Source organism: Streptomyces sp. NPDC087422 (assembly GCF_044744145.1).
In the GTDB taxonomy this organism is placed as follows: domain Bacteria; phylum Actinomycetota; class Actinomycetes; order Streptomycetales; family Streptomycetaceae; genus Actinacidiphila.
Map to the genome: position 1 here is coordinate 82,526 of NZ_JBIUXT010000014.1, position 16,226 is coordinate 98,751.

At 71.8% G+C, this 16,226-nt stretch carries 14 protein-coding genes; 5 read left to right on the forward strand and 9 right to left on the reverse strand.

The genetic code is table 11. The features are described 5' to 3' along the window. Positions 1-53: 53 nt before the first annotated feature. From ispF to ACIO6U_RS31960, 3 genes are all read right to left on the reverse strand, one after another. Positions 54-569: a 2-C-methyl-D-erythritol 2,4-cyclodiphosphate synthase gene (gene ispF / locus ACIO6U_RS31950; protein ID WP_401724563.1), complete on the reverse strand. Its 516-nt coding sequence runs from the start codon at positions 567-569 to the stop codon at positions 54-56. 109 nt (positions 570-678) lie between these two features. After that, positions 679-1,410, reverse strand: a complete 732-nt coding sequence (ispD, locus tag ACIO6U_RS31955) for a 2-C-methyl-D-erythritol 4-phosphate cytidylyltransferase (RefSeq protein WP_391164090.1) — start codon at positions 1,408-1,410, stop codon at positions 679-681. Positions 1,411-1,732: 322 nt separating this feature from the next. Next, positions 1,733-2,215, reverse strand: a complete 483-nt coding sequence (locus tag ACIO6U_RS31960) for a CarD family transcriptional regulator (protein ID WP_033174074.1) — start codon at positions 2,213-2,215, stop codon at positions 1,733-1,735. A gap of 544 nt (positions 2,216-2,759) precedes the next feature. On the opposite strand from ACIO6U_RS31960, the gene ACIO6U_RS31965 reads away from it, so the two are divergent. Next, positions 2,760-3,377 carry a DUF461 domain-containing protein gene (locus ACIO6U_RS31965; protein ID WP_355342083.1) on the forward strand — a complete coding sequence of 206 codons (618 nt, stop codon included), beginning with the start codon at positions 2,760-2,762 and terminating at the stop codon, positions 3,375-3,377. Between the two features lie 132 nt (positions 3,378-3,509). On the opposite strand, the gene ACIO6U_RS31970 is transcribed toward ACIO6U_RS31965, so the two are convergent. Both ACIO6U_RS31970 and ACIO6U_RS31975 read right to left on the reverse strand, forming a co-directional pair. Further along, complete coding sequence (locus tag ACIO6U_RS31970) at positions 3,510-4,190, reverse strand: response regulator transcription factor (protein WP_093716893.1); 681 nt, start codon at positions 4,188-4,190, stop codon at positions 3,510-3,512. Next, on the reverse strand, positions 4,187-5,533 hold the full coding sequence (locus tag ACIO6U_RS31975) for an ATP-binding protein (RefSeq protein WP_355342080.1): 1,347 nt from the start codon (positions 5,531-5,533) through the stop codon (positions 4,187-4,189). Before ACIO6U_RS31975 ends, ACIO6U_RS31970 begins: the two co-directional genes overlap by 4 nt. 182 nt (positions 5,534-5,715) lie before the next feature. Here ACIO6U_RS31975 and phoU point away from each other — a divergent pair, with 182 nt between their 5' ends. Then, complete coding sequence (gene phoU, locus ACIO6U_RS31980; RefSeq protein ID WP_355342077.1) at positions 5,716-6,399, forward strand: phosphate signaling complex protein PhoU; 684 nt, start codon at positions 5,716-5,718, stop codon at positions 6,397-6,399. 721 nt (positions 6,400-7,120) lie between these two features. Here the strand turns inward: phoU and ACIO6U_RS31985 are convergent. Then, a complete protein-coding gene (locus ACIO6U_RS31985) occupies positions 7,121-7,879 on the reverse strand; it encodes a phosphoglyceromutase (RefSeq protein ID WP_401313784.1) in 759 nt (252 codons plus the stop codon). Between the two features lie 92 nt (positions 7,880-7,971). Between ACIO6U_RS31985 and ACIO6U_RS31990 the strand changes: the two genes are divergently transcribed. After that, entirely contained in the window at positions 7,972-9,384 is a 1,413-nt protein-coding gene (locus ACIO6U_RS31990) for an MDR family MFS transporter (protein ID WP_401724410.1), read from the forward strand. Between the two features lie 79 nt (positions 9,385-9,463). Here ACIO6U_RS31990 and ACIO6U_RS31995 read toward each other — a convergent pair whose 3' ends face one another. The 3 genes from ACIO6U_RS31995 to mshA form a co-directional block, all read right to left on the reverse strand. Next, on the reverse strand, positions 9,464-11,185 hold the full coding sequence (locus ACIO6U_RS31995; RefSeq protein WP_401724412.1) for a glycosyl hydrolase family 28-related protein: 1,722 nt from the start codon (positions 11,183-11,185) through the stop codon (positions 9,464-9,466). Positions 11,186-11,306: 121 nt separating this feature from the next. Next, a complete protein-coding gene (locus ACIO6U_RS32000) occupies positions 11,307-11,897 on the reverse strand; it encodes a YbjN domain-containing protein (RefSeq protein ID WP_355342065.1) in 591 nt (196 codons plus the stop codon). Next, positions 11,890-13,185: a D-inositol-3-phosphate glycosyltransferase gene (gene mshA, locus ACIO6U_RS32005; RefSeq protein WP_391164089.1), complete on the reverse strand. Its 1,296-nt coding sequence runs from the start codon at positions 13,183-13,185 to the stop codon at positions 11,890-11,892. The genes ACIO6U_RS32000 and mshA overlap by 8 nt, the downstream gene beginning before the upstream one ends. An 834-nt stretch (positions 13,186-14,019) precedes the next feature. Here mshA and ACIO6U_RS32010 point away from each other — a divergent pair. Then, a complete protein-coding gene (locus tag ACIO6U_RS32010) occupies positions 14,020-14,808 on the forward strand; it encodes a class I SAM-dependent methyltransferase (RefSeq protein WP_391049681.1) in 789 nt (262 codons plus the stop codon). 138 nt (positions 14,809-14,946) lie between these two features. After that, positions 14,947-16,008 carry an NlpC/P60 family protein gene (locus ACIO6U_RS32015; protein WP_401724415.1) on the forward strand — a complete coding sequence of 354 codons (1,062 nt, stop codon included), beginning with the start codon at positions 14,947-14,949 and terminating at the stop codon, positions 16,006-16,008. Positions 16,009-16,226: the final 218 nt, after the last annotated feature.

Sequence of the window (16,226 nt, forward strand, 5' to 3'; positions counted from 1 at the left end):
CAACGTGCCGGACGGGCGGAGAATTCCCCCACCCGCCCGTGGGTTTTCCTCGCTCACTCGTGCGGGTGAGCGCGGACCACCAGTGCCGTCGCGACGGCGGCGAGGCCGTCGCCGCGGCCGGGGAAGCCCAGGCCGTCGCTGGTGGCGGCGCTCACCGAGACGGGGGCGCCGACCGCCGAGGTCAGGACCTTCTGGGCCTCGTCGCGGCGGCGGCCGATCTTGGGGCGTTTGCCGACGACCTGGACCGCCACGTTGCCGATGACGAAGCCCGCGTCGCGCACGATCCGGGCGGCCTCGGTGAGCAGGGCGGTCCCGGAGGCGCCCGCCCATTCGGGCCGGTCGGTGCCGAAGTGGGCGCCGAGGTCACCGAGCCCGGCGGCGGAGAACAGGGCGTTGCAGGCCGCGTGGGCGACGACGTCGGCGTCGGAGTGCCCGGCGAGCCCCGGCCCCTCCCCCTCCCAGAGGAGTCCGGCGCACCACAGCTCGCGCCCTTCCTCGAAGGCGTGGATGTCGGTGCCGATGCCGACCTGGGGAAGCACGTAGCCGGGCGGCAGGCCGGAGCCGGGCAGACCGGACCCGGACAGGCCGCCGCCGGGCAGACGGGACCCGGACGGATCGCCGCCGGGCAGACCGGAACCGGGCAGATCGGACCCGGACACCCCGTGCCCGAGCGGGCCGTCAGTAGCCATCGGTGGCCCTCCTGCGGGCGAGTACGGCCTCGGCGAGTACGAGGTCCAGCGGGCGGGTGACCTTGAACGCCTCTTCGTGGCCCGGCACGACCAGCACCGGTACGCCGAGCTGTTCGACCATGCTCGCGTCGTCGGTGACATCGCGGGTGACGGTGGCGTGCGCCTTGGCGAGCGTGCCGCGGTCGAAGCCTTGCGGGGTCTGGACGGCGCGCAGCAGGGCGCGCTCCGGGGTGCCGGTGACCAGATGGGTGACCGCGTCGACGCTCTTGACGGTGTCGGCCAGCGGCAGCGCGGGGACGACGGCGGGGGCGCCGCCGCGTACCGCCTCGACCACGCCGTCCACGGTCTCCACCGGCACCAGCGGGCGGGCCGCGTCGTGCACGAGGACGACGTCCACGTCGTCGGGGAGCGCGGCGAGGCCGAGCCGTACCGACTCCTGCCGTACGTCACCGCCGGGGACGACCCGTATGTCGGTGGACTCGGGCAGGCCGTGGGCGTCGAGCAGCGCCCTGACCTCGGGGACGCCCTCGGGCGGGGCGACGACCACGATCACGTCGACGGCGCGGGCGCGGGCCATCGCGCGGACGGCGTGCACCAGGATGGGCACCCCGCCGAGGGTGCGCAGGGCCTTGGGCGCGCCAGGGCCGAGCCGAAGTCCACGGCCGGCGGCGGGAATGACTGCTGCGGTACGCAGGTTTGTGTCCTTGTATGAGGTGGGTATCGCCTGGGAGTACCCCCAGCCGAGGTTGGGGACAGTGCCGGGCAAGCGCTCACCGCGGACCCCTTCCGTGAAGTCCGCGGGGATGTGCCACGCCCGGTACCGCCTGGTGAGCGGTGCCGTATGTCTCCGGCCGTATGTCTCCGTACGCGGGCACAAGCATGCCGCAGCACCCGGTCGTCATGCCCGACCGGGTGCCGCGGTAATTCCCTCGGGTGGTGTTTCCGGGGGCAGTGCGTCGCCGTACGTCACGGTCGGCGTGGCCACGCCGATTGAGACGAGAAACGAGAACCTCGATGGCACGTGGTGGGCGCGCGCGAGGATCTTAGGACGCGAGAACCTCGTCGAGCAGCGCCTCGGCCTTGTCCTCGTTGGTGTTCTCCGCCAGAGCGAGTTCGCTGACCAGGATCTGCCGGGCCTTGGCGAGCATGCGCTTCTCGCCGGCCGACAGGCCGCGCTCGCGCTCACGACGCCACAGGTCGCGGACCACTTCTGCGACCTTGATGACATCGCCGGAAGCGAGCTTCTCCAGATTTGCCTTGTATCGCCGGGACCAGTTGGTGGGCTCCTCGGTGTACGGCGCGCGCAGCACCTCGAAGACCCGGTCCAGACCCTCCTGACCGACCACGTCGCGTACGCCGACGAACTCCGCATTGTCCGCGGGCACACGTACCGTCAAGTCGCCCTGGGCGACCTTGAGCACCAAGTAGGTCTTGTCCACGCCTTTGATCTGGCGAATTTCGATTGCCTCGATCAGCGCGGCCCCGTGATGGGGATAGACCACGGTGTCGCCAACCTTGAACGTCATGTGACAGGTACCCCTTCCGTGGCTATCCAGGGTAACACGGGAACGCCCTCATCTGAATGGCGTTTTCGCAGGTCAGAGCATATCTCAGGGCTTGACAACGGCCCCCGGGACGTGCTGGAGCATGCCTCCCGCGCGAGGTATCCGCAGGTGGGAGCAGGTATACGGGGAGGCTGAAACGCCGCCGTTACAGGCTCTACCGCCGCCGAACAAGGGGCAGTACGTCCCTATTTGTCGCTCCCGGACGAGTGGATCATCGCTACTCCGTTCGGGAACCTGCCCGCAGATGATCCAATTTTGCACAGTCGTGGAACAACGGCGGAACACTCGCGGAAAACCGGCCGCGCCGATCATGAACGACGTCGGGTAATCACGTCGGGGGAATGCGGAATGCAATGGGTACGCGCACCCGGCCCGCCACCGGGCGGGTGAACCGCGCGGGTGAGCCGGGCTCCCAGGGGCCACCCGGTGCGCGGGCGTGTCAACGGCTCGGTAATCTAAGGCCGCTGGAAGATCTTCCGAACCTGATCTAGGAGATGCCGCCGCCGTGGTCCGCAGCTTCCGTCGCGGCGCCCTTGCCGCCGTTTTCGCGCTCTCGCTCGCCCCGCTCGCCGCCTGCGCGGCCGGGAACGACGCGCAGACCCTGAAGGTCCAACCGGACAGCGACTCCGTGACCCACGGCGTGATCAAGGTACAGAACGCCGTGGTGCTCACCCAGAGCGCCGGCAACGGACCCGCGACGGTCTCCGCGCGCCTGTTCAACAACGGCGACGACGCCCAGACCCTCCAGTCCGTCCAGCTCGGCTCGACCAGGGTCACGCTCGCGGACAAGGACGGCGGCCAGACCGTCAGCGTCCCCGGCCACGGCACCGTGCTCCTCGGCGGCAAGGGCAACCCGTCCGCCGTCGTGGACAGCGGCACCGAGGCGCTGCGGGACGGCGACGTGCAGAACGCCGTGTTCGAGTTCAGCTCCTCCGGGCCCGTCGCGATCCAGCTCAACGTGATCCCGGCCACCGGCGACTACCAGCAGTTCGGTCCCAGCTCGCTGCCGACCACCCAGGCGCCGACGCCGAGCACCACGCCGACCGGTTCTGCCACGCCCACCGGCTCGGCCACGCCGACGGACACCGCGACCCCGACGGGCACCGCCACCCCGACCTCCTGAGGTCGGTTTTCGGACAACCTGAAACGGCCCGGTGGCACACTCGCCACCGGGCCTTTCCCGTATACGAATCCGGGACGCGCTCTGCCGTCCGCGCGCTGTGTCAGGGCCCGGGTCCAACGCCCGGACCCGGGTTTACGGCTCGAACTTGTAGCCCAGGCCGCGGACCGTCACGAGATAGCGCGGCGCGCCCGGGTCGGGCTCGATCTTGGCGCGCAGCCGCTTGACGTGCACGTCGAGGGTCTTGGTGTCACCGACGTAGTCGGCGCCCCAGACCCGGTCGATGAGCTGCATACGGGTCAGGACGCGGCCCGCGTTGCGCAGCAGCATCTCCAGCAGGTCGAACTCCTTGAGCGGGAGGTCGACCTTGCCGCCGGAGACGGTGACCACGTGCCGGTCGACGTCCATCCGGACCGGACCGGCCTCCAGGGCGGCCGGGGAGATCTCCTCGGGCTCGCCGCGGCGGCGGAGCACCGCGCGGATGCGGGCGACCAGCTCCCGCGAGGAGAACGGCTTGGTCACATAGTCGTCCGCGCCTATCTCCAGGCCGACGACCTTGTCGATCTCACTGTCCTTGGCGGTCACCATGATGACCGGGACATTGGACTTCAGCCGGAGCTGGCGGCAGACCTCGGTGCCGGGCAGGCCCGGCAGCATGAGGTCGAGCAGCACCAGGTCGGCGCCATTGCGCTCGAACTCGTCCAGCGCGTCGGGCCCGGTCGCGGATATGGCGACCTCGAAGCCCTCCTTGCGGAGCATGTACGACAGCGCGTCGCTGAAGGACTCTTCGTCCTCGACGACGAGTACGCGTGTCACGGAAGGACCTCCGGGGCGGGGATGTGTTCGGGGAGAGAGCGGAAGAGCTGTTCGTCCGACGGCTCGTCCAGCGACTCCTGGTCGGAATCGAGATCGGAGTCGCGGTCGGAGTCGGGATCGGAGTCGGGGTCCGCGTCCGCCTCGGCCACGGGATCGGTGCCGGGCGGCAGTGCGCGGTCGCGGGCGATCCCGGCTTCGGGAAGCCGCAGTGTGAAGGTGGAGCCCTGACCCTCGGCGCTCCACACGGTGACCTCCCCGCCGTGCGAGGCGGCCACGTGTTTGACGATGGACAGCCCGAGCCCGGTGCCGCCGGTGGCCCGCGAGCGCGCCGGGTCGACCCGGTAGAAACGCTCGAAGACCCGGTCGCGGTCCTTCTCGGAGAGGCCGATGCCCTGGTCGGTGACGGAGATCTCAATGAGATCCCCGCCGGGTGCGTTGATCCTGCGCCCCGCGATGCCGACCCGCGTACGGGCCGGACTGTAGTTGACAGCGTTCTCGACGAGATTGCCGAGGGCGGCGGCGAGCTGGCCCCGGTTTCCCCATATGTGCAGGTCAGGGGTGGTTCCGGTAGCCATGGTGATCTGTTTGGTGTTGGCCTGGTGACGGCAGCGGTCGACGGCCTCGGCGACGAGGTCGTCCACGGCCACCGGCTCGGCGTCGTCGAGCAGGTCGTCGTCCTGGACCCGGGAGAGGTCGATGATCTCCTGGACCAGGCTGGTCAGCCGGGTGGCCTCGATCTGCATGCGGCCCGCGAAGCGGATGACCGCCTCGGGGTCGTCGGAGGCGTCCATGACGGCCTCCGACAGCAGGGAGAGCGCCCCCACGGGGGTCTTCAGTTCGTGGCTGACATTCGCCACGAAGTCACGGCGGACCGCCTCGATCCGCCGGGCCTCGGTGAGGTCCTCGACCAGCAGCAGCACCAGCCGGGAGCCCAGCGGGGCGACCCGCGCCGAGACCGCGAGACCTTCGCCGCGGCTCACACCGCGGCGCGGCAGGTCCAGTTCCACCTGCCGTATCTCGCCGTCCCGCCGGGTCTCGCGGGCCATCTGCAGCATCTGGTCGACGGCCAGCCGGCCGCCGCGTACCAGCCCGAGGGCGTACGCCGCCGAGCTGGCCTTGACCACCGTGTCGCCCTCGTCCAGGACGACGGCGGAGGACCGCAGGACCGAAAGGACGGTGTCCACGCCCGGCGGCAGCGCGCCGGTCATGTTGTCGGGCCGCATGGCCGTACGGGTGGGGCGGGCCTGTTCCCGCTCGCTCCAGCGGAACGCGAGCACGGCGATCACACCGGTCAGCAGACCGGCTATCGCACTGGCTGCGGCGACTGCCGCGTTCACGTCCATAGCCCCAGGTTAGGTGGGTCGCGCAAGCGGTCCACAACCCCGGAAGCTACCTCTCGGATGCTCGTTGCCAAGAGTTCACCTTCACGTGGGGAGTGGTTCACTCAGGGTGTGCGGTCGGTACGCGTACGCCCATCAGCGTGGCAGCGTGGAGGAGAAACCTCTGTTCGGACGGAAGGAAAGCGATGCGGGACGCATATCACGAGGAGCTGGACTCGATCGGTGACGGTCTGGTCGAGATGGCCCGGCTCGTCGGCTCCGCGATCGGCCGCGCCACCACCGCGCTGCTCGACGCGGACCTGAAGGTCGCGGAGAGCGTCATCGCCGCCGACGAGAAGGTCGACGAGATCCAGCGGGAGCTGGAGAACCGGGCGATCACCCTGCTGGCCCGGCAGCAGCCGGTCGCCACCGACCTGCGGATCGTGGTCACGTCGCTGCGGATGAGCGCGGACCTGGAGCGGTCCGGCGACCTCGCCCGCCACGTGGCCAAGCTGGCCCGCCTGCGCTTCCCCGAGTCGGCCGTGCCGCGCGACCTGCACAGCACCATCCTGGAGATGGGCCAGCTCGCGCAGCGCCTGGTCGCCAAGGCCGGCGAGGTCATCGTCAGCAAGGACGTGGACGACGCGCTCCAGCTCGAAGCGGACGACGACCGCATGGACGAGCTGCACCGCACGCTCTTCCAGCACCTGCTGGACGACCGCTGGAAGCACGGCATCGAGACGGCCGTGGACGTGACGCTGGTCGGCCGGTACTACGAGCGCTTCGCCGACCACGCCGTGTCGGTCGCCAAGCGCGTCGTCTACCTGGTCACCGGTGAGCACGCGGACGAGATGACGCCGCAGACGCCGTCGGCGGTGGAGGGCGCGTAGCGCCGTCCGGCGGGGCGGGGGCTTGGGCGGCGGGTCGCGGGCCGGTGGCGGCGCGGAGGTCTTTCGCGGGGGCGGGGGTCTTTCGCGGCGCGCGGGCCGGTGGCGGCACGGAGGGCTTTCGCGGCGCGCGGGTCGGTCGCCGCGCGTAGGGCGCGTAAGGCATTCGGGGGAGGCCGGAGTGCGCTCGTGCGCCGGGGGTGCGCTATTGAAGGGCGCGGCCGGCGCGGAGTTCACTGGTGGGTAGGCAAGCCTGAGGAGGGTGTACTGATGCAGGAATCCCCCGTCACGCCAACTCCCGTACGCGACCAGCCGTCTTCCGACCACGCCCCGCGGCCGCTCCGGACCCCGCTGCCGCTGGTCGCCGCGTGCGGCTGCGGCTCGGGGTGCGGCTGTGGCTGTCAGTCCGGCGGCGCCTGCCAGTGCGGAGGCTGCACCGGCTGACGCCCCGTCCGTCCCGACTCGTCTGATCCGTACCGTCCCGTCGCACCAACCGTTCACACGGACGACGGCCCGCGCTTCCTGACGGACGCGGGCCGTCGTCATGCCCGGCCAACGACGACGGCCGCGCCCGCGGACCGCCCTTGTGACGACTCGGAGGGCTCCGTCGAGGTCCTGCCGGCCGACGGGCTGCTCGGCCGCCGACCCGCTGTCGACCCGTGAACGACAACGCCCCCCGTCTGCGGGAAAACCCGCGGACGGAGGGCGTGGCGGTGCGAGAGGACTACTTCTTGCCCTGGTTCTTGACCGCCTCGATGGCGGCTGCCGCGGCGTCGGGGTCGAGGTAGGTGCCGCCCGGGTTGAGGGGGCGGAAGGAGGCGTCGAGCTGGTAGGAGAGGGGGATGCCGGTGGGGATGTTGAGGCCGGCGATGTCGGCGTCGGAGACGCCGTCGAGGTGCTTGACCAGGGCGCGCAGGGAGTTGCCGTGCGCGGCGACCAGGACGGTGCGGCCCGCGAGCAGGTCGGGGACGATGCCGTCGTACCAGTACGGGAGCATGCGCAGGACGACGTCCTTGAGGCACTCGGTGCGCGGACGCAGCTCCGGCGGGATGCTCGCGTACCGCGCGTCGTCGCTCTGCGAGAACTCGGCGCCGTCCTCCAGGGGCGGCGGCGGGGTGTCGTACGAGCGGCGCCACAGCATGAACTGCTCCTCGCCGAATTCGGCGAGGGTCTGCGCCTTGTCCTTGCCCTGGAGCGCGCCGTAGTGCCGCTCGTTGAGCCGCCAGGAGCGGTGGACGGGCACCCAGTGGCGGTCGGCGGCCTCCAGGGAGAGCTGCGCGGTGCGGATCGCGCGCTTCTGGAGGGAGGTGTGCACCACGTCGGGGAGGAGACCGGCGTCCTTGAGCAGCTCGCCGCCCCGGACCGCCTCCTTCTCACCCTTGTCGTTGAGATTGACGTCCACCCAGCCGGTGAACAGATTCTTCGCGTTCCACTCGCTCTCGCCGTGGCGGAGCAGGATCAGTTGGTACGGAGCAGCAGCCATGGGCCCGAGCCTAATAGAAATCCCCTGGCGCCACCCGACCGCCCTCTGTAATATTCTCCAGCCGGTAGAGGTCATTACACAAAGGGGTCGCGGTGACGGCGTTCAGTCGGGCGGTACGGGAGACGGTGAGCGGTCTTCCCCGCCAGTTCTGGTGGCTGTGGACCAGCACCCTGGTGAACCGCCTCGGCGGCTTCGTCGTGACGTTCCTCGCCCTCTATCTCACCGTGCAGCGCGGCTACTCCGCCTCGTACGCGGGCCTGGTCGCGGCCCTGTTCGGGCTCGGCGGCGCCGGGGGCGCGGTGCTCGGCGGGGTCCTCGCCGACCGGATCGGCCGCCGCCCCACGCTGCTCGCCACCCAGCTCGGCGCCGCCGCCACCACCGCGGTGCTCGGCTTCGTGACCAACCCGCTGGCCATCGCCGCCGTCGCCACCCTCGTCGGCCTGACCAGCAGCGCCTCCCGGCCCGCGCTCTCCGCGATGATCGCCGACCTCGTACCCCCGAAGGACCGGGTGCGCGCCTTCTCCCTCAACTACTGGGCGATCAACATCGGCTTCGGCGTCTCGGCCGCCGCCGCGGGCTTCATCGCCTCCGAGGGATACGTGTGGCTGTTCGTCGGCGACGCGCTGACGACCGTGCTGTGCGCGGTGGTCGTGTACGTCAAGGCGCAGGAGACGCTGCCGGTGACGGCGAAGGTGACGTACGTGGACGGGAGGACGGTGAGCGGGAAGGCGGTGAGCGGGAAGGCTGGGAGCGGGAAGGCTGGGAGCGGGACGTCGGCGAGCGGGACGACGGCGAAATCCCGTCCCCGTAAGGCGACTTCGCGGCGCGCTGCGGACTCCACCGACATCCGGCTCTCCGACGTCCTGCGCGACCAGCGCTTCATGGCCCTGGTCGGCCTGACCTTCCTGCTCGGCTCGGTGATGAACCAGGCCAACTCCACGCTCGCCGTCGACATGGGCGCGCACGGCCTGTCCGCCCGCCAGTTCGGTGTCGTCATCGCCATCAACGGCCTGGTGATCGTGCTGCTCCAGATCCCCGTCACCCGGCTGGTGCGGCGGTACGGCAACGCGGCGCTGCTGGGCGTCGGTTCACTGCTGATGGCGTGGGGCTTCGGCCTGACCGTCCTCGCGGGCTCGGTCGCCCTCTACTCGCTGACCGTCGTCGTATGGACCCTCGGCGAGATCGTGCACGCCCCCGCCTCGATGTCGGTGGTCGCCGACCTCGCCCCGGCCACCGCCCGCGGCCGCTACCAGGGCATGTACACCCTGTCCTGGTCCGCCGCGGCCTTCGCCGGTCCCCTGGTCGGCGGCGTCACCCTCGACCAGCTCGGCCGCACCACCGTCTGGCTGGGCTGCGCCGTCCTCGGCACGCTCGCGGGCGCCGGTTACTACCTGCTGCTGCGCGGCCGTCCGGCCGCCCCGGTCCTCCCCACCGCCCCTGTGGCGGCCGGAGTCGAGGCCCAGACCCCGGCTCCCCGCGACGCCCCGGAACAGGTCGGCGGCTGAGCGCCGCGGGCCGTTCGCCGACCGGGACACCAGCCGGGACGCCGACAGGGCCACGAAGGCGCTCGACCGGAAGCCCCGGTCAGCGGCGGAGCCGCAGAGCGCGCTGCGCCTCGTAGAGGTTCGGCGGGTCGATCCCCGGAGTGCCGTAGGACTCCAGGCGCGAGTGCAGCGGGCCCGCGAAGTCGGGGACGTCGATCTGGCCGAAGGGGGTCACCGTGGAGATGCCGACGGTCGCGCTGTAGGGCGCGATGTCGTCGATCTTGACGCAGCCCGCGCGGCCGTTGGTGACGGTGACGTTCCAGTGGGTGAAGCGGGCGCCGTACAGCGGTCCGGCGGAGGCGTCGCCGCCGTGCTGACCGTCGTTGGAGACGGTGATGTCGGTACGGACGCAGGCGAACGGCAGGCCGCGGTGGGTGTCGAAGGTGCCCATCTCCATCCGGCCGCGCGACCAGACGTTGTACGACGACAGGCCCTCGGCGTTGATGCCGTGGAGCTGCGTGCCGGACGGGGCGGGCACGGTGCGCCGGTCGATCGCGAAGTCCTCGACGAGGTTGTCGTGCGAGCCCTCGCGGCAGGCGTACGGGTGGTGGCTGCCGCGCCCCGAGACGCGGGTACGGCGGAAGGTGGTGGCCTTCGCCGCGACCATCAGGAAGCCGTTGTCGACATCGACGGCGTGCACGTCGTCCACCCAGCAGTCCCAAGTGCACTGCGCGACCAGCCCGTTGTACCCCTTGTCGAGCAGGTGCGGCGACTGCGGTGTGGGCGTCATCCGGATGGTCAGGCCCTCCACACCGGAGTTGACCAGCGGCTCGACCATCGTGGTGATCCTCGGCCGCCACAGCAGCCGGGTGTCCAGCGGCAGCGGCCGGTCGAAGGTGACGCGCCGTCCCCGGACTTCGGTGATCAGGGCCGGCCATTCGTAGGGGACGTACGAGAGCAGCTTGCTCTTGTCGGACCAGTCGTACGTGGCCGCGCCGTCGACGTCGCCCGCCATGTGGTCGAGCAGGCCGTGCGCGGGGTCGTCGGCGTATTGCAGCAACACGCGTGCGCCGGGCCGCAGTTGGCTGGCACTGTCGACGATAACGCTCCAACTGCCCTGAGCGGCCTCCTCGGTGACGGTCGCGAGCGTCCGCCACTGGTCACGCTTGTTGCCGGTCCAGCCCTCGAACGGCCAGTCCTTGGCGCGGATCGCGTCGGTCAGGGAGGCGTAGCGGTCGGCCGGGCACATCCAGACCAGGCCGCCCGCCCAGGACCACGACGACTTGTCGCCGCCGTACCGGCTGCCGTACGGGCCGATGAGGTCGGTCAGCGACCTGGTCGCGTACAGCACGGTGCGTCCGCTGCCCGCGCCGCGCAGGGTGGTGTTGCTCCAGCCGAGCCGGATGACGTCGTCGATGCGGTACGTGCCCGGCGGGAGGTGGACGGTGCCGCCGCCCGCCCGGCCGACCTCGCGCAGGGCGCGGTTGATGGCGGGGGCCGCGTCGGCCGAGCCGTCCGCCTTGGCGCCGTAGCGCAGGACGTTCGCGCGGACGGGGTGGCGGCGGAAGCGGCGGGAGCCGCCGTCGTAACCGGCGCGGGCGACGTACGGGATCTGCGGGTGGGTGTACGGGGTCGCGGTGAACTCCCGCCAGAGGGTGAGGGGTTGGCGGCTCCCCTGCCCGGCCGGGTCGACGGCCGCGTCGGCGGCCTTCGCCGTACCGCCGAACGCCGTACCGCCGAACGGCGTGCCGCCGAGCGCCGTCGCGGCTGCCGCCGCCGAGGTGACCTGGACGCTCGCGGTCAGCAGCTTCCTGCGGCTCATCGCCATGCTTCCACCCTTCACACGTAGGCCACTCTCATGTATCTGAACGTGGTTCAGATCTACGACTGACGTGAGGGTGTCATGTGGTACGGACCAAGGGGAAGGGGTCGTGCGGTGATTCTTAGGACTGACCTTCGGTCAGGTGAGTGAACGCGTCCAGATTCCTGGTGGACTCGCCGCGCGACACCCGCCACGCGTACTCCTTGCGGATGGAGGTGGCGAACCCCAGCTCCAGCAGCGTGTTGAAGGAGCCGTCCGCGTTCTCCACGACCGCGCCGAGCAGCCGGTCGACCTCTTCCGGCGTGACGGCGGCCAGCGGGAGGCGGCCGTTGAGGTAGACGTCACCGAGCCGGTCGATGGCGTAACTCACCCCGTACAGGCGGAGGTTGCGCTCCAAAAGCCAGCGGTAGAAGGCTTCCTGGTTCTCGTCGGGGTGGCGGACGACGAAGGCGTTCAGCGACAGGGTGTGGGCGCCGACCAGGAAGGAGCAGGTGGTGGAGAGCTTGCGGGTGCCCGGCAGTTGGGTGACATACGTGTCCGGGCGCGGCGACTCCCACGGCAAGTCGGCTTCGCGCAGGGCCTGTTCGAGCGCGCGGACGGCTCGCGCCCGGAGGTCGCCGCGCGGGGCGTCGGGGGCCACGCCGCCATGGGCACCGTCATGGGCTCCGTCGTCGGTGTCACCGTTGACGTCCACCGGGGTCTCCTCAGCCATGCGCCGATCGTAGGTGACGGCGGTGTTCGGCCTGCGCAGCCGCGTACACCTCGGTGGTGTCGGCCGCGGCCTTCCCCCAGCCGAACTCCCGCGCGTGCCGGGCCGCCGCCGCGCCCAGCGAGTCGCCGAGCGCCGGGTTGTCGATGAAACGGCGCAGCACCCGCGCGTAGTCCCGGGGGTCGTGCCCCGGTACGAGGAAGCCGGTGCGGTCGTCCGCCACCGCGACCGGCAGCCCGCCGACCGCCGCCGCGACCACCGGCGTACCGCACGCCTGCGCCTCTATCGCGACCAGCCCGAAGGACTCGTTGTACGACGGCATGACCAGGACGGTCGCCGCCCGGTACCAGTCCGCGAGCCGCTCCTGGTCCACCGGCGGCTGGAACCGTACGACGTCGGACACGCCGAGCCGCGCGGCCAGCTTGTGCAGCGCCTCCGGCTTGGCAAGGCCGCTGCCGCTGGGGCCGCCGACGATCGGCACGAGGAGGCGGTCGCGCAGCGTCGGGTCCTCGTCCAGCAGCACCGCGACGGCGCGGATCAGCACGTCGGGGGCCTTCAGGGGCTGTATCCGGCCCGCGAAGAGCGGGATCACCGCGTCCTGCGGCAGCCCGAGGCGCCGACGGGCCGCCGCGCGGCCCGGCTCCGGGCGGAAGCGGTCCAGATTCACGCCGGGGTGCACGACCGCGACCTTCGAGGCGGTCGCCTCGTAGTACCGCACCAACTCGTCGGCTTCCTCGGCGGTGTTGGCAATCAGGCGGTCGGCCGCCGCCACGACCTGCGTCTCGCCGATCACCCGCGCGGCGGGCTCGGGACAGTCGTCCTCGGCCAGCGCCGCATTCTTGACCTTGGCCATGGTGTGCATGGCGTGCACCAGCGGCACGCCCCAGCGCTGCGCCGCCAGCCAGCCGACGTGGCCCGAGAGCCAGTAGTGCGAGTGCACCAGGTCGTAGTAACCCGGGCGGTGGCCCGCCCACGCTTGCATCACCCCGTGCGTGAACGCGCAGAGTTGCGCGGGCAGCTCTTCCTTGGCCAGGCCCTCGTACGGGCCCGCGTCCACGTGCCGCACCAGCACACCGGGGGCCAGCTCGACCGCCGGGGGCAGCGCCCCCGTGGTGGCCCGCGTGAAGATCTCGACCTCCACGTTCAGGTCGGCGAGGCGCTTGGCCAGCTCCACGATGTAGACGTTCATGCCGCCCGCGTCGCCGGTGCCCGGCTGGTGCAGCGGTGACGTGTGCACGCTCAGCATCGCGACTCGGCGTACGCGGCGGCCTCCGGTGCGGCGACCCCTCATCCCCAGCGCGTGCTTGTGCTTCTGCGCACCGCGCAGCGCGGCGAGCCGGGACGACGTCTGCTGGGTCACCATGCGTTCCTTCCGAAGGCCGTACCCCCGCGTTCAACCATGGGGAACGCCGGAACTGGCGGTTCCATTTCCTTGTTGCCGAAGCGTGACCTTGGGGGGTGGGTGGTGTCTTGGTCTTTTTGTCTTTTTTTCCCGCCCGCCCACCCGTGCGGGTGCTTTCTTCGTCTGCGGGTGCCGCCTGTGCCTGGTCGGTCCCGGCCCGGGGCACCTCCTCGGGCGACGAACCTGCGGCCACCTGCGCCTGCTTCTGCCCTTGCCCGTTCGTCCCCCTGCGGGGGCACCCCGCACCGTCCCCTCCGGTCCGCCGGCGCCCGCCTGTCCGCTGTGGCTGAGGAGGGAGGGGTGGCAGGGGGTGCGGCCCCTGCGCGACCGACCGTCCACCCGGGGCGGGAGGAGGGCGGGCGCAGGTAAGCCTGGCGGGGGTGGCCCACCCGTGGGGGCGGCGAGTCAGGGCATGGGCGGGCGGGGTCGGCGGACTAGCTGGAGGGCACCCCCGGGGCCGGGCGGTGACGCGGGGCGGCTCGCCGAAAGAACCCCCCTCCCCCGGCAACCCCCACCGGACAGGCGGACGCCGACGGACCGGGAGGGGACGGGCCGGGGTGCCCCCGCAGAAATGCGGTGACAAGAAGGGCACCGGATACACGGGGCCAGGTAGCCGCATTTCGAGGAGGTGCCCCGGACCGGCACCGACCAGGCACAAGCGGCACCCGCAGACGAAGAAAACACCCGCACGGGTGGGCGGGCGGGAAAGACTAGAGTCGAGGAATGCGCGGCATGGTGGGGGTGGTGACCAGAGGAACCACCGGGCCCAACCGGCTGCGCCGGATGGACCGGTGGATCGCCACCGCGCTGGAAGCGGAACTGCGGCGAGCCGACCACCCCGTCGTCGTCGACCTCGGATACGGCGCCGCCCCCTGGACAGCGGTGGAACTCCTGAGCCGCCTCCAAGCGGTAAGAGAAGACGTCCAGGTCGTCGGCGTCGAGATCGACCCGGCCCGCGTCGCGGCAGCCAAACCGTACGAGCGCGACAACCTGAGCTTCATACACGGCGGCTTCGAGGTCCCCCTCCCCCACGGAAGCCGCCCCGTCCTGATCAGGGCGGCGAACGTCCTGCGCCAGTACGACGAAAGCGAGGTCGCCGCCGTATGGACCCGGCTGCGCGGCCGGCTCGCCCCCGGCGGCCTCCTCGTGGAAGGCACCTGCGACGAGATCGGCCGCCGCCACGTCTGGGTGGCGCTCGGCCCCGAAGGCCCCCGAAGCGTCACCTTCGCCACCCGCCTCGGCTCCCTCGACCGCCCCTCCGACCTGGCCGAACGCCTCCCGAAGGCGCTGATCCACCGGAATGTGCCCGGCGAATCTGTGCACGCGTTCCTCACCGCCTTCGACCGGGCCTGGGCCTCGGCCGCTCCCCTGTCCGCCCTGGGCGCGCGCCAGCGCTGGATCCGCGCCGTCACCTCGCTGCGCGCGGACGGCTGGCCGGTCGTGGACGGGCCCGCCCGGTGGCGCCAGGGCGAGGTCACGGTCGCCTGGCCCGCCCTCGCCCCGCACGCGTAACGCCCTCTCGCCCTTCCCCTTTACGGCTCGCCGTGCCACCATCCGCCAAGATGTGACGGCCCGTCAGATAAGCCCTGCGTTCAGGGCGCGAGGAGCCGCGCGAACAGCCACCGCGCCCGTGACGTGAGGGAGGCTCGGATGACCCGCGGAATCCGAAGCGGCGCCTGCGCGGCAGCGCTCACGGCGCTCACGGCGCTCACCGCCACGGTCGCGCTGACCACCGCCACGGCCACGGCCCCGGCGCAGGCCGCACCCCCGCGCACCGTGGCGCAGGTCAGAGCCGAGGTGGACGCTCTGTACCGGCAGGCGGAGGCGGCGACGGACGCGTACAACGCGGCCGGGGAACGCGTACGGGCCCAGCAGCACGACCTGGTGGCGCTGGCGGTGGCCATCGACCGTACGCAGACCCGCCTGCGCACGCTCACCGCGCAGGCGGGGGCGCTGGCCCGCGCGCAGTACCGGGCCGGCGGGGTGCCGGACACGCTGCGGCTGGCGATGTCGGGGGACCCCGACACCTTCCTGTCGGACGCGGGACTCGCCGCCCGCGGCGCCCGCGCGGCGAGCGCCACGATCGACGCGCTGGCCGACACGCGCGGGAAGCTGGACGGCTACGCGCACGCCGCCACCGAGCGGTGGCAGCAACTGGTCGACGCGCAGCGGACGGCGGCCGCGGCGCGGCAGCGCGTACGGGCCAGGCTCGCCGAGGCCACCGCGCTGCTGGCCACGCTCAAGGAACAGGAGCGCGTCCGGCTCGCGCGGCTCGAGGACGAGGCGGCGTACCGCGCGCAGAGCGACTGGCTGGCGACCGGTGACGCGAAACGCCTGGTCACCGCCGCGTCCACGGCGTCCTCCGCCGCGGGCCGCCGCGCCGTGGCCTTCGCGACCCGGCAGATCGGGAAGCCGTACGTGTGGGGCGCGGCGGGCCCCTCCTCGTACGACTGCTCCGGGCTCACCTCCCAGGCGTGGGCGGCGGCGGGCCGTCCCATCCCGCGCACCTCGCAGGAGCAGTGGGCGCGCCTCCCCCATGTGCCCGTGGACCGGATGCGCCCCGGCGACCTCGTCATCTACTTCTCCGACGCCAGCCACGTCGGCATCTACGTCGGCGGCGGCGCGATCGTCCACGCGCCGCGCCCGGGGCGGGACGTGGTGGTGGCGGGGGCCGGTTCGATGCCGATCCTGGGGGTCGTACGACCGGGTTGATGACGGTTCGCGTACGTCTGGACGAAGGGAGACGTGGGGCGCGGAGGGATACGTGGGCGGGTACGCGTACGGGCGGCGGGTACGCGTACGGGCGGCGGTCCGGATGCGGGTCGTGGCGGGGGCGGGGTTGTGGCCGCCACGCGTGACCTTGGTCATGTGCGGATCAACACATCCACCGCGAAATCCCCTGCTGACCGCCGCATATGACGCTGACGGTT

What these genes read in the sequence shown, in the direction of transcription:
- ACIO6U_RS31995 (WP_401724412.1), bottom strand. Translation starts at nt 11,185, where the DNA reads ATGAGCCGCAGGAAGCTGCTGACCGCGAGCGTCCAGGTCACCTCGGCG.
- ACIO6U_RS31975 (WP_355342080.1), bottom strand. Translation starts at nt 5,533, where the DNA reads ATGGACGTGAACGCGGCAGTCGCCGCAGCCAGTGCGATAGCCGGTCTG.
- phoU (WP_355342077.1), top strand. Translation starts at nt 5,716, where the DNA reads ATGCGGGACGCATATCACGAGGAGCTGGACTCGATCGGTGACGGTCTG.
- ACIO6U_RS31985 (WP_401313784.1), bottom strand. Translation starts at nt 7,879, where the DNA reads ATGGCTGCTGCTCCGTACCAACTGATCCTGCTCCGCCACGGCGAGAGC.
- ACIO6U_RS31960 (WP_033174074.1), bottom strand. Translation starts at nt 2,215, where the DNA reads ATGACGTTCAAGGTTGGCGACACCGTGGTCTATCCCCATCACGGGGCC.
- ACIO6U_RS32010 (WP_391049681.1), top strand. Translation starts at nt 14,020, where the DNA reads ATGCGCGGCATGGTGGGGGTGGTGACCAGAGGAACCACCGGGCCCAAC.
- mshA (WP_391164089.1), bottom strand. Translation starts at nt 13,185, where the DNA reads ATGAGGGGTCGCCGCACCGGAGGCCGCCGCGTACGCCGAGTCGCGATG.
- ACIO6U_RS32000 (WP_355342065.1), bottom strand. Translation starts at nt 11,897, where the DNA reads ATGGCTGAGGAGACCCCGGTGGACGTCAACGGTGACACCGACGACGGA.
- ACIO6U_RS32015 (WP_401724415.1), top strand. Translation starts at nt 14,947, where the DNA reads ATGACCCGCGGAATCCGAAGCGGCGCCTGCGCGGCAGCGCTCACGGCG.